13 protein-coding genes are annotated in these 14,691 nt (G+C 58.4%); 2 read left to right on the top strand and 11 right to left on the bottom strand.

Going from position 1 to position 14,691, the window contains the following annotated elements; genetic code table 11:
• Positions 1-3: 3 nt before the first annotated feature.
• Positions 4-510, bottom strand: coding sequence for a TRAP transporter small permease (locus tag AC2AXP_RS11235; protein ID WP_198773748.1), 507 nt, complete (start codon positions 508-510; stop codon positions 4-6).
• A 54-nt stretch (positions 511-564) separates the two neighbouring features.
• A complete protein-coding gene (locus AC2AXP_RS11230) occupies positions 565-1,542 on the bottom strand; it encodes a TRAP transporter substrate-binding protein (protein WP_039992538.1) in 978 nt (325 codons plus the stop codon).
• 453 nt (positions 1,543-1,995) lie between these two features.
• On the opposite strand from AC2AXP_RS11230, the gene exbB reads away from it, so the two are divergent.
• Both exbB and exbD read left to right on the top strand, forming a co-directional pair.
• Entirely contained in the window at positions 1,996-2,970 is a 975-nt protein-coding gene (gene exbB / locus AC2AXP_RS11225) for a tol-pal system-associated acyl-CoA thioesterase (protein WP_081445067.1), read from the top strand.
• A 3-nt stretch (positions 2,971-2,973) separates the two neighbouring features.
• Positions 2,974-3,396, top strand: coding sequence for a TonB system transport protein ExbD (gene exbD / locus AC2AXP_RS11220; RefSeq protein WP_004958384.1), 423 nt, complete (start codon positions 2,974-2,976; stop codon positions 3,394-3,396).
• A gap of 82 nt (positions 3,397-3,478) precedes the next feature.
• On the opposite strand, the gene AC2AXP_RS11215 is transcribed toward exbD, so the two are convergent.
• The 9 genes from AC2AXP_RS11215 to AC2AXP_RS11175 all read right to left on the bottom strand — a co-directional run bounded on the left by AC2AXP_RS11215 (position 3,479) and on the right by AC2AXP_RS11175 (position 14,667).
• Positions 3,479-4,522, bottom strand: a complete 1,044-nt coding sequence (locus tag AC2AXP_RS11215; protein WP_088499796.1) for a LacI family DNA-binding transcriptional regulator — start codon at positions 4,520-4,522, stop codon at positions 3,479-3,481.
• Between the two features lie 21 nt (positions 4,523-4,543).
• Positions 4,544-5,953 (bottom strand): sucrose-6-phosphate hydrolase, encoded by a 1,410-nt coding sequence (locus AC2AXP_RS11210; protein WP_004958391.1) that lies wholly within the window; start codon positions 5,951-5,953, stop codon positions 4,544-4,546.
• A complete protein-coding gene (locus AC2AXP_RS11205; protein WP_198773749.1) occupies positions 5,953-7,323 on the bottom strand; it encodes a sucrose-specific PTS transporter subunit IIBC in 1,371 nt (456 codons plus the stop codon). Before AC2AXP_RS11205 ends, AC2AXP_RS11210 begins: the two co-directional genes overlap by 1 nt.
• Before the next feature lie 65 nt (positions 7,324-7,388).
• Positions 7,389-8,798 carry a carbohydrate porin gene (locus AC2AXP_RS11200; protein WP_004958399.1) on the bottom strand — a complete coding sequence of 470 codons (1,410 nt, stop codon included), beginning with the start codon at positions 8,796-8,798 and terminating at the stop codon, positions 7,389-7,391.
• A gap of 186 nt (positions 8,799-8,984) precedes the next feature.
• Complete coding sequence (locus AC2AXP_RS11195; RefSeq protein WP_484381685.1) at positions 8,985-9,920, bottom strand: aminoimidazole riboside kinase; 936 nt, start codon at positions 9,918-9,920, stop codon at positions 8,985-8,987.
• A gap of 143 nt (positions 9,921-10,063) precedes the next feature.
• Positions 10,064-12,208 (bottom strand): phosphocholine-specific phospholipase C, encoded by a 2,145-nt coding sequence (locus AC2AXP_RS11190; RefSeq protein WP_484381684.1) that lies wholly within the window; start codon positions 12,206-12,208, stop codon positions 10,064-10,066.
• A 124-nt stretch (positions 12,209-12,332) separates the two neighbouring features.
• Entirely contained in the window at positions 12,333-13,175 is an 843-nt protein-coding gene (gene queF / locus AC2AXP_RS11185) for an NADPH-dependent 7-cyano-7-deazaguanine reductase QueF (RefSeq protein WP_004958408.1), read from the bottom strand.
• A complete protein-coding gene (locus tag AC2AXP_RS11180; RefSeq protein WP_484381683.1) occupies positions 13,153-14,052 on the bottom strand; it encodes a queuosine precursor transporter in 900 nt (299 codons plus the stop codon). The genes queF and AC2AXP_RS11180 overlap by 23 nt, the downstream gene beginning before the upstream one ends.
• Positions 14,053-14,667 carry a helix-turn-helix domain-containing protein gene (locus AC2AXP_RS11175; protein ID WP_004958412.1) on the bottom strand — a complete coding sequence of 205 codons (615 nt, stop codon included), beginning with the start codon at positions 14,665-14,667 and terminating at the stop codon, positions 14,053-14,055. It abuts the gene before it with no gap.
• Positions 14,668-14,691 lie beyond the last annotated feature (24 nt).

Raw genomic sequence — 14,691 nt, 5'->3', positions numbered from 1 at the left:
CCGTCAGGTATTGCCGAGCAGGACCACCGGGCGGTGGTGCTGCGAGCCAAATAGCAGCCGTTCAATCACGAACAGCAAGGTAACGGCTGAACCGATCGGCAGCGGCAGATAGGCCTGGCCGGCGGTCAGCAGCGGAAACTCGGCGACCGGCTGCAGCCATAGCTGACTGCACAGCGCGTAGCCGTAATAGATGATGAACAGGCAAATCACCACCATCAGCAGATCCGCCAGCCGGGCGCACAGACTCTGTAACGCCGGTGACAGACGGTCGATCAGCATATTGACGGCGATGTGCGATCCGGCGCGGTAACTGACCGCCGCGCCGATAAAGGTAAAGGTCACCATACACAGAATGGCGATCGGTTCTGGCCAGGCGGCACCTTCGTTCAGTACGTAGCGGCTGAAGATGCCGATTGGGATCACCGTCACCATCGCCAACAGGGCAATGCCGGCGATCCACATTGAAACGCGGTACAGCACATCCATTGCCTGGTGATAAGCGTGCGCCATGAGATACCTCCGCCGGAACAGGGAAGGGCGCGGTTAACCGCGCCCGCAATTGCGTTATTGCACCGCGTTGATGCGGTCGATCAGATCCTGGTGCGACTTGCCGTATTGGTCGCGCACCGGCTGTGTCGCCTTGTAGTAATAGTCGCGGTCGATGTCATGGAACTGCACGCCGCCGGCTTTCATCTTCTCCAGCGCTTGCTGGTTATACGCCGCCCACAGGGTACGCTGCTCGTCCTGCGCTTCCTTGGCCAGTTTGAGGATCAGCTTCTGGTCATCCGGCGTCAGTTTGTCCCATTTGGTTTTTGAATAGAGGAACAGCTCGGGAATGATGAAATGGCCGCTGAGGGTGTAGTTTTTCGCCACCGGCATATAGTTATGGGCAATAAAGGTCGGCGGGTTGTTTTCCGCACCGTCGATTACCCCGGTCTGCATACCGCTGAAGACTTCGCTGACGCCCATGCTGACGGCGTTGGCGCCCATCGCCTTCAGGGTTGCCAGCGCAATCGGACTGCCCTGCACGCGGATTTTCATCCCTTTCAGATCTTCCGGTTTCACCACCGGCTGCTTGGTAATCAGGTTGCGGGTGCCTGAATCCATCCAGCCAAGGAACACCAGACGGGAAGCGGGGTTGTTGGTGATCTTGTCGCCGATCTCTTTGCCGATTTCGCCGTCCAGCACCTTGTGCAGATGATCTTCGTTGCGGAAAATATACGGTAAGGTAAAGACATCGATTTCCGGCAGGATCGCCGCCACCGGTGCCATCGAGACGCGGATCAGGTCAATGGCGCCGATTTGCGCCTGTTCGATCATCTGCTTTTCGTCGCCCAGCATGCCACCGGGAAAGGTTTTCATCTCCAGACGGCCGTCGGTTGCCGCCTTCAGCTTTTCGCCCATGTGCTGCACGGCGACCACGTTGGGGTAACCTTCCGGGTGAACATCGGCGGCTTTGATTTGCTGTGCCAGCGCGCTCTGGCTGCACAACAGCGCGCTCAGGGCAAGGCACAGACCTGATAAGGCGTGAGGCAATTTCATCTGATAATCTCCCGAGTGTTGGGCGGTGACAATAACCGTTTGTTTTTTAATCATCCCGATGGCAAAGCGATTGCGGAGGGGGGCGGGTTGCGCCAGTGCATCGCATTTCCATGACAAAAGATAAACACAGTTGAAACCTATTTGCTACATAAGTGAAAAGCTGTTTTAAAAATCCTTGATCGCCGTCACTGTGCATTTTCCCTGCATGCGGCTTTTCGTGATGTGGTTAAAAAAAACGCGCAAGGGGTGACGGAATTGTTGGGTTTTATTCGTATGAATGTTAAACAGCGCCGCCACTTGCCGCTGCAGCTGGCGCGGGTTACGGCTTTTTTGGTCCGTGGGTGCGTTATTGAGTAAATAATAATGATAACTACTATCAATCCGCGATTGGTTTGATATGATCGCACGCTGAATTCTCGTTTAATTTTGATCGGTAATGGTTGGAGGCGCAGCGTGAAAACGGCTGGCAAGACTATGAATCAAGCATCCCGCGGCGCAGGCCGGGGATATTGGGGCGTCGCGTTCGGGCGCGGTGTGGTAGCGTCGATGTTGCTGGTGGTCGGTTTGGCCGGCAGCGCACAGGCAGCGCCGGCGACTAATCCTGCCGTTGCCGACAGCGTCTCTACCGCCGCGGCCCCTGCGCCAGCGTCAGCGCCGGATAACGTGACCCCGGTCAACCCGGCACCGACCGTGCAGCCGCCGGAAACGCGTGGCATGGACCTTTCCGTCTGGGGCATGTATCAGCATGCGGACGTAGTGGTGAAGACGGTCATGATCGGCCTGGTGTTGGCGTCGATTATCACCTGGACCATTCTGTTCGCCAAAGGTAGCGAACTGACGCGTGCCAAACGCCGTCTGCGTCGCGAACATCAGGCGCTGTCTGAAGCGCGTTCGTTGGACGAAGCAACGGAAATGGCGCAGAGCTTCCAGAACGACAGCATCAGTGCCACGCTGCTGAATGATGCACAGAACGAACTGGAACTGTCGGCTGAATCCAACGACAACAACGGCATCAAAGAGCGCGCCGGCTTCCGTTTTGAGCGCCGGGTGGCGGCGTATGGCCGCCAACTGGGCAAGGGCAACGGTTTCCTGGCGACCATTGGCGCCATTTCACCGTTTGTTGGTCTGTTCGGCACCGTATGGGGCATCATGAACAGCTTTATCGGCATTGCCCACTCGCAAACCACCAATCTGGCAGTGGTCGCGCCGGGCATCGCGGAAGCGCTGCTGGCAACCGCACTGGGCCTGGTCGCCGCCATTCCGGCGGTGGTGATTTACAATATTTTTGCTCGCGTGATCGGCGGTCATCGTGCGCAGGTGGGCGACGTCGCGGCACAGGTACTGCTACTGCTGAGCCGCGATCTGGATCTGGCAGCCACGGCAGAAGCCAAGCGCTCGCAACACGCACATCAGCTGCGGGTGGGGTGAGTTATGGCGATGCGCTTAAACGATGATGTAGACGACAGCGGCGAACTGCATGAAATCAACGTGACGCCGTTTATCGACGTCATGCTGGTGCTGTTGATCATCTTTATGGTGGCAGCGCCGCTGGCAACGGTAGATATTCGCGTCGATCTGCCGGCGTCGACCGCCAAGCCGCAGCCGCGGCCGGAAAAACCGGTGTTCCTGTCGGTGAAGGCGGACAAGCAACTTTACGTCGGCGAGCAGCCGGTCACCGCAGAACAGTTGACCACGGTGCTCGATCAACGTACCCAGGCCAACAAGGAAACCACCATCTTCTTCCAGGCAGATAAAAGCGTGGACTACGCCACTTTGATGAGCGTGATGGATACGCTGCGCAATGCCGGTTATCTGAAGGTGGGACTGGTCGGTATGGAAGGCGGCGCGAAGTAACTTCGCCGGTTTCAACCAGGGTCGGACAGGCAACTGTCCGGCCCTTTTTTATTACGGGGTCGCCGTGAGCCTACGGCGGTTATCAGCGCCCGGCCAGCTGCGCCAGCGAGCCGGCGTGGCGCCAGTGGATGCTACCCGGCAGAAACAGCGTGCTCTGCGCTAGCGGGCGTTCGTCAATCAGCTGGGTCACCATTTCAAAACTGTGCTGTGCCAGGCCGCGACAGTCTTGCGCCACGGTGTCGATTTTTAACGTCATGCAGTCAAACAGATAATGATCGTCAAAGCTGCACAGGTGGATATCGCTGTCGATCAATTGGTGCTGTGTCAGGTAACGCAATACCCCTTCCAGCAACCCACAGGCGGCGGTAAACAACGCTTTCGGCGGACGGCCCAGATGGGCGCACAGACCGGCGAACATCTCGTAACCGGAACTGGGGTGATAGGTGCCGTGGATAATCCATTCCGGCTGGTCGACAATACCGGCGCGTTCCAGCCCCAGTTGGAAGCCGGCCAGGCGATCGCGGGTAGGAGAAATGCGCGGCTGGCCGCCAAGAAAATAAAACTCGTCCGGGTGCTGACGCGCGACGGTTTCCACCAGTTGCGCGGTGGAGGCAACAGAATCGGTGATCACCAGCGGCAGGGTGGAGCCGTTGATCAGCCGGTCCATTTGCACCACGGGCAAACTGGCGTTGATCTTCTGGTATTCGGCATCGTTCAACTGACTGGAGGCAACGATCAGCCCGTCGACCTGACGTTGGACCAGGCTGTTGACCGCCATCATTTCCTGCGCGGGGTTTTCGTCCGAACAGGCGATCAGCAACTGCAAACCGGCTTCGCGACACAGGGTTTCCAGCTCGCGCGCGATCACCGCAAAACCGTAGTTGGTCATTTCCGGCACCACCAATCCCAGGGTATGGCTGCGATGGGAGCGCAGCGAGCGGGCGTGAATGCTTGGCTGATAGTGCAGTTCGCTCGCCAGCGCCAGAATACGGTCGCGGGTTTCATCGGACACGCGGTATTCCTTGCTGCGTCCGTTGAGTACCAGGCTGGCGGTCGACTTCGACACACCGGCCTGAGCGGCGATATCAGTGATGGTTACGCGTTTATTTTTTTTCACTAACGGCATCTATGGTTTTGACAGAATGCCTCATTCTATCATGACGGCATTCAGCGGCCAGTGTTGCAGCGCCAACGGCGCATCACCACTCAAAAATAGCCGTGGTGAGCGGCAGGGGAAGTAACGCGAACTCATCACCGCCTCACCCTGATTGATAAAGATTTCAACGCTGGAACGGTCGAACAGCAGTTGCAACTGTTGCAGCTCGCCGCGCCAGTAGCGCTGCTCCGGCTCGCCGCTGCGCAGGTTATGGCGGCTCAGGCAAAGCCGCTCGCCGTCCCAGCTCAGTTGCATGCCGTCGCCGAAGCGGGCGCTGAACGGGCCGTGCGGCCGCAGCAGCAGTTCGGCGCTGTCGATCTCCAGCTGCGGTGCTTCGGCCGCCGGCCCCTGCCAACGGGTGGCGGCGCCGCGCAGCTGTTGCAGTTCGCGCGCCGGTTGCTGGTACAGTCTGCCGGCGTGCAGCGTCAGTTCGCGCAGACAGGTCATGGTATGCAGCCAGCCGTAGCGTACCGTCGGCTGGTAGGATTCGTCCTGCTCCGGAACCCCCATCCAGGCGACCAGCAGGCGTCGGCCGTCTTCTGCCAGCGTGGTCTGTGGCGCATAGAATTCAAAGCCGGCGTCCAGCTCGTGGAACTCGCCGTGGCTGAAGCGTGCGGTGGCATAATCCAGCTCGCCGCACAGATAGCCGGCCTGATAAACGTTGAGATAGCGTTCCGGCTCTGCCGCCAGACCCTGTGGACAGCAAATCAGCAGCTCGCGGTCTGCCAGGCGGAACAGATCCGGGCATTCCCACATGTAGCCGAAATCGCCGATGCCGTTCAACCGTGAGCCGGCGATTTCACCCTGCAATTGCCAACTGCGTAAATCATCGGAGCGCAGCAGCAGCACCTTGCCCTGGTCGTGCAGATCGCGCGCACCGAGCACCATGTACCACTGCTGATGATGGCGCCATACCTTCGGATCGCGCACGTGGCCGCTGTAGCCGGCGGGTAGCGGCAGCACCGGGCCAAGCTTGTCGTATTCCCCTGACGCATTTTCCTGCGCCAGGCACTGATAGGCGGTGCGCGAGCCGTCGGTGAATTTCACGTTGCCGGTATACACCAGCGTGATCTTGTCATTTTCCACCACCGCGGAGCCCGAGTAACAACCGTGGCTGTCAAAATCGTCACCGGGCAACAGCGCCACCGGCTGATGGTGCCAGTGGAGCAGATCGTCGGACTGCCAGTGTCCCCAGCACTTGCGACCGTGGTCGCAGGCCAGCGGGTTCCACTGATAAAACAGATGGTAACGGCCGTTGTGCTGGATAAAGCCGTTGGGATCGTTGAGCAACCCGACGCTGGGCGCCAGATGCCAGCATGGGCGATGGGGATCGCCGGCCGCCCGCAGCTGGCCGTTCATCAGCGCCAGCGCGGTTTGCTTTATCAAACTCAGTGCATCCATTATTCAGCGTCCGTTTTGTACTTCAGCAACAGCGAAAGCAGGAACGCGCTGCCAAAGGCAATCACCAGGCCAATAACATAGCTTAACAGCGAACTGGCTTGCACAATGGCCATGCCGGGGATGGCGGTGAGACCGACGGCGTTCATGCCGACGTGGTTGGCCACCACCCAGGCGCCGCCGAGCGCGCCGCCGACCAGCGCGGCGAGGAACGGCTTGACGAAGCGCAGATTGATGCCGAACAGCGCCGCTTCGGTGATGCCCAGCATGGCGGAAAAACCGGAAGGCACGGCGATGGCCTTGATTTTGGCGTCGCGGGTTTTGAAGTATACCGCCAGGCAGGCGCCGCCCTGAGCAATATTGGCCATCGACCAGATCGGCAACAGGAAGTTGACGCCAATGTTCGGGTTACCCAGCAGGCCGGCCTCAATCGCATGGAAACTGTGGTGAATGCCGGTAATGACAATCACCGAATACAGGCCACCAAACAGCAAGCCGGCCAGCCAGCCGGCGTGGGTAATCAGCGTGCTGAGCAGCAGCGAAATGCCATCGCCGAGCACTCGGCCGGCCGGACCGATAAACAGCATGGCGACAAAACCGGAAATGATCACCGTCAGGAAGGGGGTCAGGATCAGATCCAGCGAGTTCGGGATCACCTTGCGCAGCTGTTTTTCCAGCATGCTCATAAACCACACTGCCAGCAGCACCGGGAAGACCGTGCCCTGGTAGCCAATCATGGCGATTTCCATGCCAAAGAAATCCATGGTGTGGAAACCGCTGGCGACACCCCAGGCGTTGGTTAGCGCCGGGTGGGTGAGAATGCCGCCGAGCGTCGCGCCGAGATAGGGATTACCGCCGAACTCGCGGGCGGCGGTAAAGCCAATCAGTATCGGCAGGATGATAAACGCCGCCGAGCTGAACATGTCGAGCATCACGAACAACGCGCTGCTGGCATCGACCCAGCCATAGGTTTTCACCATGCCCAGCAGTCCCATCAGCAGGCCGGAGGCGACAATGGCCGGGATGATCGGCACAAAGATGTTCGACAGCAGCCGTGCGATACGTTGCAGCGGGTTGAGCTTTTTCGCGGCGATATCCGCGGCTTCGGACTTGCTGGATTCGCTGATGCCTGCGGCCTTGATAAACTCGGCATGCACCTTGTTCACCAGTCCGGTACCGAATATCACCTGAATTTGCCCGGCATTGCTGAAACAGCCTTTCACCCCCTCAAGCTTGCCGATGGCGGCCTTGTCCACCTTACTGTCGTCCAGCAGTACCAGTCGCAGACGGGTGGCACAGTGCGCCGCGCTGGCGATGTTTTCCTTACCCCCGAGCAGCGGTAACAGCGCCTGAGCGGTTGCGGTAATATCCATGTTTTCTCCCTGTTAAATCACAATGCCGCCGGGGTTAACCCTGGCGGCAGGCGGCATATTGTCGATCAGAAAAAGTATTTGAATCTGGCGCGCACGCCGTAACGTTGATCGTCATCGCTATTGGCGATTTTGTTGTCGGCGTTGGCCTCCAGCAGTGAGGCGTAAGCCCCGAGATACAAATTGAAATTCTTCATATTCATGATGTTGGGAATTTGATAAGACGCATGTACGGTGTGGATGTCATAGCGACCCGGTTCGCTGAACGGGTTATCGATATTGGCCGTCATGCCATCGGTGGCGAATTCTTTGATATTGTTGTGCGCATAAATGTAACCCAGTTCAAAACGGCGCCACAGCACGTTGGCACCGGCGGAAAAGTCCTGTTCTCCCGAGGCGTCCAGATAGGCGGTGCTGAGGTTGGCGACGATACCGTTGTCAGCATCGGCGGCCAGACTGTTCCAACTCAGGGTCATGCCGTAGCCGTTGCGTTTTGACTGATCGACCCATTGACCGCGATCGTTCTGATAACCGTAGGCGTTGTTGACCACGTTGCTTTCCATCGCCAGCGCGGCGCTGAACCGATCTTTTTTCCACGCCACCACCGGGCGCAGATAAGCGACATTCTTTTTGTTGTCCAGCTCGTTGCCGTGATAGCTCTGGTCCTGGAACAGCGAGGTGCCGTCCTCTACCAGCGTGTTCAGTTCAAAGTACCAGTTGCCGGCGTATTTGCTCAGCATCAGGTTGCCGCCGCTGCTGCTGCGGCCGCGGCCTTCCTTCATCATGTAGATGTAACCGAAACCGTCGGCGTACAGGTCATTGGCGGTGTTGCCGGAATACTCGATAAAGGTATCCTGGTTGAGCGGGAACATATCGTAGGCTTCGAAACGGCCGATTTTCGCCTGCCAGTTCTTCTCGTTGCCGAAGAAGAACGCGGCGTCGTCGAGGTTCATTTTGCCCTCCATGTCGGCCAGTGGCTGCACGCTAAAGCCGGCGAAGTTGCCGTCCTGATTGCGGCGATAGCCGTCCAGGCCGATCAGAATACGGCCGTTGATGTCCCAACGCTCCTTGTTGCCCGGCTTCCAGTCCTTGTTATCGGTGGTTTTCAGCGAGGTGAGCTGCCCGCTGCGGCTGGCGCCGTCCAGGTTGAACTCTACGTCACCGTACAGCTTCAGCTCGCCAAAGTCGTTCAGCTTCAGGTTACTGGCCGCCGGCGCCTTGCTTTCCAGCGTGGCGGTGCGCTGTGCGACCTGTACCGTTTGCTGTTCGGCGTTGAGCGTGCGCTGTTCCAGCCGTTGTGCGCGCTGTTCCGCCGCAGTGGCGCGACTTTCCGCACTCTGCGCCCGTTGTTCTGCCTGTTGCAGGCGCTGCTCAAGGGCGTTGAGACGCGCTTCGATGCTGGCGGCATTGCCGGCGGCCTGGGCGGTGGTAGCAAGTAATAACCCTGTAGTTACAGCCAGATAGCGTAATTTTTTCATGATGTTCTATCATCCTGGAGGCTAATTATTATTGTTTGCTAAATTGCTAAACCGGTTTTTCAGGCTGAAAGATAATCGAGGTGGAGCACCAATGGCAAACAAGATTGCTAACCCGATTCAGCTAATGTGATCGAGTGCTCAATTTCGTCAGGGGGCAGGGTGGGCACCCGGGCCCACCGCAGGATATCAGGCGTGTTGTTGCAGAAAGGCCGCCAACTGCGCAGTGCGCGGCAGCGCGGTCATTGCGCCCTTGGCTGTGGTCGCCAGTGCGCCACACGCCTGGGCCTGGGCGATAACCGCCGGCCATTCTGCTGGTGCAGGCAGGCGGCCCAGCGCCGACAGCGCGGCCAACAGGCCGGCAACAAAGGCATCGCCCGCGCCGGTGGTATCGATTGGCGCGATCGGCGTAGCGCGGAAATGGCGAATGCCGCTACCGTCATGCATGCATACCCCATCGGCACCCAGGGTTACCAACAGCAATTTTAGCGGGAACTGGCTCATCATCCAGGCGATGGCGCTGTCCAGATCGTCAACCAGACTGATGAAACGCAGCTCGTCGAGCGAGATCTTGACCATGTCGGCCAGCGACAGCGCGCGCGCCAGGCAAGGGCGTAACGCCTCGGGCTGCGTCCAGACGTCCTCGCGGATATTCGGATCAAAACTGACCCAGCCACCGGCGGCTCTAATGCGCTCCATGGCGCCGAAAGTGGTGCTGCGGCTCGGTTCCCGTGACAGGGCGATCGAACAGACGTGCAGCCACTCTCCGGATTTAAATTGCGGTAAATCAGACGGTTGTAGAAACAGGTCGGCGCTTGGCGTGACCATGAAGGTGAAGGAGCGCTCGCCGTCGTTCGCCAGATCGACCACCACGGTGGAGGTGTGGTAATGCGGGTCGGCGGCCATATGTCGGGTATCGACCCCTTCATCCTGCAGCACCTGGCGCAGGAAGTCGCCGAAGCTGTCGTTCCCCACCCGACCGATAAACCCGCTGCTGCCACCCAGGCGCGCGACGCCAACCGCCACGTTGGCCGGTGCGCCGCCTGGGCATTTGAGGTAACTGTTGGTAGTTTCCGGCACCAGATCGACAACCGCATCCCCCAGCACCCATACGCGATGACCCATATTCACTCCCTGTTTTCAGCATCAAAGATGGTTAGCTAAATTAGACGAACCGGTTTAGCTAGGCAACAAGTAATCGCCATGATACTGAAAACAGCCTGCTCGCACCGTGGATATCAGGCATGCTGTTGCCAGACAACGCGACGCTATGCGTCACCCATCAGTGGATCGCTGATGCTGTGCAGTCCGCTCTCCCAGCGCCCGGCAAGGCGTCGCTGCCAGTGGTTTTCCCCGGTGAGCGTAATGTCATACCAACCACCGCTGGCGGTGATGGCAACGCTGTGCTGTCGTTGACCTTTTGCCGGAATCAGCAACGGTTGCGGATCGGCACCGCTGTAAGGACAGCGGGCCAGTGTGACGGTCAGCGGTTGTTCGACAGGGTTGCTCACCGTCAACAGCAGGCCGTCGTGCTGTGCTTCCAACTGGACCTCCGGCTGGAGCTGCTGCAGGTTACCGCGCAGGGTGCGATGAAAACCGTTCGGCCCCAGCAACCACAAATGGTATTCCCCGGCGCCAGACCAGTTGTCACTCAAGGCTTTGCCTGCTTCGATGGTGTAACGGCGGGGGATTTCATCCAGCTGCAACAGGTCATACACCTGCAGCACTGCGCCCTGCGCGCCGTGATTAAGCATATTGAGGGTGAATAACTGCTGCTGCGGATACGCTGCGGCCTGTACCTGCAAGCGGTAGGGCAATGCGCGCGAAGGGCGCGCCAGCCGCTGTTGCCGGGGGGGCCGCTGCTGGGCGAGCGCTGGCAGCGCCACCGCCGGCAACCGTTCCTGCCGCTGGCGCAGGCGGTCGGCGGCGTGACGGGTAGTGGTGTGCAGCGGCGGCAGCGTTTCCGCATTCGGGTCAACGAAATTGAATGCCGATGTCAGATCGCCGCAGACCGTACGACGCCAGTCGCTGATGTTGGGCTCGCGTACCTGAAAACGCTTTTCCAGGAATTGCAGTACCGAGGTGTGATCAAACACCTGCGAGTTCACCCAGCCACCGCGGCTCCACGGCGAGAGTACCAGCATCGGCACGCGCGGTCCCGGGCCGTAAATGCCGCCATCTGGCGGCGGTTGCTCCTCGCTGCCCGGCGGGGCGATATGCTGGAAAATTTCCGTTTCGAACGGCACGGTGGATTTGCCGGCAAAACTGCCGTCGCTGCGTAGCGACGGCGCCGCCGGCGGCGGCATATGATCAAAGAAACCGTCATTTTCGTCGTAGTTGACCAACAGCACGGTTTTGCTCCACACCTCGGGGTTATCGGTCAGCGCATTGAGAATTTCCTGGGTAAACCAGCCGCCTTGTACCGGGCTGGAAGGATCGGGATGCTCGGAATAGGCGGCCGGTGCGATAATCCAGCTCACCTGCGGCAGGGCGCCGCGTTGCACATCGGCGCGGAACCCGGCCAGCATCGCCTCCAGATCGTTGGCACTGGCGGCGGGCAGCGTGTAGCCATTGCCCTTGTATAGCGGATCGATGGCGTTCAAGGCGTCGTGGAACGGCACATAGGCGGTGAAATCTTTTGGCGGATAGGCCGGGTTGCCGACCTTGATGCTGGCGGCGCGGTATTGGCGAAAACCGGCCAGCGGATTGTCGCCGAAATTGTCCGGCAAATACTGGTAGACCTTCCAACTGACGCCGCTGGCTTCCAGGCGTTCGGGATAGGTTTTCCAGGCGTAGCCCTTATCCGCCGAACCGGTGTAATCCCATTCATTTACCACCACCGCGAGGTTGGCGGCTGGGCCGTTGGTTCCGCTCCACAGGAACAGACGATTGGGATTGGTGCCGCCATGCAGTGAGCAATGATAGGCGTCACACAGGGTAAAGGCATTGGCCAGGGCAAACTGGAACGGCAGCTCTTGCTGACGGTAGTAGCCCATCGAGGTCGGCGTTTTGTAGCTTGGCCAGGCGCGCATACGGCCATTGTCCCAGGCAGACTGGGCGTCCAGCCACGAGTGCGGTGTGCCGCTGACGCGCTGTGCATTGCCGTGTCGACTGTCCAGGTGATAGGGCAGCACCGGCCGCTCCAGTCCCTGCTGTTGCCATACGCTGCGCCCTTGCGGCTGTGGCACGGTGAAGCGATCGCCGAACCCGCGCACGCCGGCCAGCGTGCCAAAATAATGATCAAAGGCGCGATTTTCCTGCATCAGGATCACCACGTGTTCGACGTCCCGGATGCTGCCGGTGCGGTTATGGGCAGGGATGGCCAGCGCTTTGCGGATTGAGGCAGGTAACAGGGAATAGGCCGAACCAATGGCGGCGGCGTGTAACAGCGTCCTGCGTGAAAGTCTGGGCATGCGCATCAAACTCTTGGGGGTCAGTTATCAAGATAGAAGCAAACAGGATAGTTGCCAAAGATAACAGCAGGATGACGGTAGCAGGAAATGCCCTGCGCCTGGTGGCGGCAGGGCATCGGTAGACTTACTGGCGCACCAGTCGGCCGAGCGTCGGTGCCGCTTCGAAATTGCTGCGGAAGGGGTTGATATCCAAGCCGCCACGGCGGGTATAACGGGCGAAAACGCTGAGTTTTTCCGGTTGGCAGTAGCGCGTGATGTCGTTGAAGATGCGTTCGACGCACTGCTCGTGGAACTCGTTATGTTGGCGGAAGGAAATCAGATAGCGCAGCAGCGCTTCGCGATCGATTTTGCGTCCGGCATAGCGGATTACCACGCTGCCCCAATCCGGCTGGTGGGTGACCAGACAGTTGGATTTGAGCAGGTTGGACGACAGCGTTTCACTGACGTATTCCGCCTGCGCCGATACCGCGTGCTCAAGATATTGAGGATCAAAGGCGAAGTCGGTCACTTCGATGTCCAGATCGTCAATGTTGTCACCCGGCAGGGTGTCAATCTGGTGGCTATATCCTGCCAGACCCGGGAACAGCTTGACGCCGACCTGGCCGTCTGCGGCGGCTGACAGATCGTGTTCCAGCGCGGCCAGTACGTCATCAGCGCTGGCAAAGCGCGTCTGGTTAAAGCTGTTCAGGTACAGTTTGAACGATTTGGATTCGATCAGATTGGTGGATGAAAACGGAATGGCGAACTCGCCGATGCCAACCACCGGCTTGCCCTTGGCGTTGAGCCAGGAAAGCTCGAACGCGGTCCAGATATCCACGCCGCTGAACGGCAAGGCATTGGCGTCGAGGCCAACCAAATCCCTGCCGCGTGCGCGCGGCAAGGCTTCCAGCAACGATGGGTCGTAGCGATCCGGGTAGGCAGAATGGGTTCCCAGGTGGGTGATTTTATCTTGCGGTTTTATATGCATATTCGTTGCCTTTGGCATGGCCGACGTTAATGCAGCGGTTGAACAGGCGGCGAGTCGCGTAAATCGGCCCCACGCCGAGCAAGGCGTACACGACTTTGATCAGGAACTGCGACAGGATCATGGTCTGGATAATGTCCCAGCTCAATACGTTATAAAAAGCCAGGGTGCAAAACACCACGCTGTCGATGGCCGAGGCCACCACGGTGCTGGTAATCACGCGGACAAACAGATAGCGTGAGTTGGTCAGCTCTTTGATTTTACAAAGTAAATAGGCGTTTACATTCTCCGAGAGCAGGTAGGCGGCCGACGACGCAAGCAGCACCGCCATGATGCTATGGACGATACCGTTGTAAGTGGTGCTGAACTCCCACTGTGGGATGCTCGGCACCAGCGTTGTCGCCCAGACGCCCAGCACGAAAATCAGGTTGGCGATAAATGAAATGATAATGGTGCGCCTGGCCAGACGCAGCCCATAAAATTCGTTAAGAATATCAACCAGGATGAAGGTCAGCGGATAAACGAAAATGGCGGGCGGAACAATCATATCCAACAGCGGGATCTGAATCGGTTTGACGCCGCACAGGGTTGAAAAGATATAAATCACGCTCAGCGCCACGGTAATGATCAGATAGGCGTACCAGGAACGTTCGTGCCGGTCGCCAAGATCGTAGGCGGTGGTGAGATTGTTGCTGCCGTCATACAGACGGCGGTAAAGCGCCTTGAGTTCGCTGCGGCTGAAGTCATCGGAAATGGTGCTGTCATCCAGCTCTTTGAGCCCCATCGAAATACGTTTGCCGGTGGCGAGGATCATGATATTGGCAGAAATGCTGCCGCTGCGATTAAAGCCCAGCAGCTTGTATTTCTTGTTGCTGTCCATTCAGAACCTCTCCTCGATGATGGAACCGATAAGCTGTTCTTCACGCTTGAGTCGATGCGGAGTAAACACGGTGTCTTCCTTTTCTTTGACGAAAAAACCCTGCTGGGCAGAGTGGTAGAGTCGCAGTGGGTTTTCCGCGCTGGATGAATAACGCTTGATAATCAGCACGTCACCTTCGCTGAACAGATTCCCTATCGGCTGTTGCACCAGCAGTGCCACCAAATTTGAATCTTCGCCAAAGTAATAGGTCAACGGAAAGCGGGTTGCCAGTTGCCCCACGCGTTGTTCATACGCCGCCAGAAATTGCTGCTGTGGTATCACCGGCACGGCGCTGGGATTCCTATTGCCTTCGAGCGATAACGTCTCGTTGATACGTTCGATTTGTTCGAGATCGTAGTTTTCAATTTCTTCACAGGAGACGCCAAAAAAATCAGAAATCCGGCTGACGGTGGATTGCTGAACGTTGTTGACTCTGCCTTCAAGGATTTTATACAGCGCAGTCCGGGTGACGCCGGCGCGATGGGCAAAAGAGGCTTTGGTTTCCCCACGACTACGCAGTAAATATTCAAGATTCTTAATGATATTTGTTTTGCGCTGAGCATTACTAACGTTCATTAGCCCCCCTTATATGTACAGCGT

It is taken from the genome of Serratia sp. Sp408 (assembly GCF_057180665.1).
The sequence above is the reverse complement of the archived record's forward strand: the minus strand, read 5'-3'. Positions and strand labels throughout refer to the sequence as shown.

Bases quoted from the DNA above. Each gene is read 5' to 3' on its own strand.
- AC2AXP_RS11235 (WP_198773748.1), bottom strand. From the start codon at position 510: ATGGCGCACGCTTATCACCAGGCAATGGATGTGCTGTACCGCGTTTCA.
- AC2AXP_RS11175 (WP_004958412.1), bottom strand. From the start codon at position 14,667: ATGAACGTTAGTAATGCTCAGCGCAAAACAAATATCATTAAGAATCTT.
- AC2AXP_RS11180 (WP_484381683.1), bottom strand. From the start codon at position 14,052: ATGGACAGCAACAAGAAATACAAGCTGCTGGGCTTTAATCGCAGCGGC.
- AC2AXP_RS11230 (WP_039992538.1), bottom strand. From the start codon at position 1,542: ATGAAATTGCCTCACGCCTTATCAGGTCTGTGCCTTGCCCTGAGCGCG.
- AC2AXP_RS11190 (WP_484381684.1), bottom strand. From the start codon at position 12,208: ATGCCCAGACTTTCACGCAGGACGCTGTTACACGCCGCCGCCATTGGT.
- AC2AXP_RS11215 (WP_088499796.1), bottom strand. From the start codon at position 4,522: ATGCCGTTAGTGAAAAAAAATAAACGCGTAACCATCACTGATATCGCC.
- exbD (WP_004958384.1), top strand. From the start codon at position 2,974: ATGGCGATGCGCTTAAACGATGATGTAGACGACAGCGGCGAACTGCAT.
- queF (WP_004958408.1), bottom strand. From the start codon at position 13,175: ATGCATATAAAACCGCAAGATAAAATCACCCACCTGGGAACCCATTCT.
- AC2AXP_RS11200 (WP_004958399.1), bottom strand. From the start codon at position 8,798: ATGAAAAAATTACGCTATCTGGCTGTAACTACAGGGTTATTACTTGCT.
- AC2AXP_RS11205 (WP_198773749.1), bottom strand. From the start codon at position 7,323: ATGGATATTACCGCAACCGCTCAGGCGCTGTTACCGCTGCTCGGGGGT.
- AC2AXP_RS11195 (WP_484381685.1), bottom strand. From the start codon at position 9,920: ATGGGTCATCGCGTATGGGTGCTGGGGGATGCGGTTGTCGATCTGGTG.
- AC2AXP_RS11210 (WP_004958391.1), bottom strand. From the start codon at position 5,953: ATGGATGCACTGAGTTTGATAAAGCAAACCGCGCTGGCGCTGATGAAC.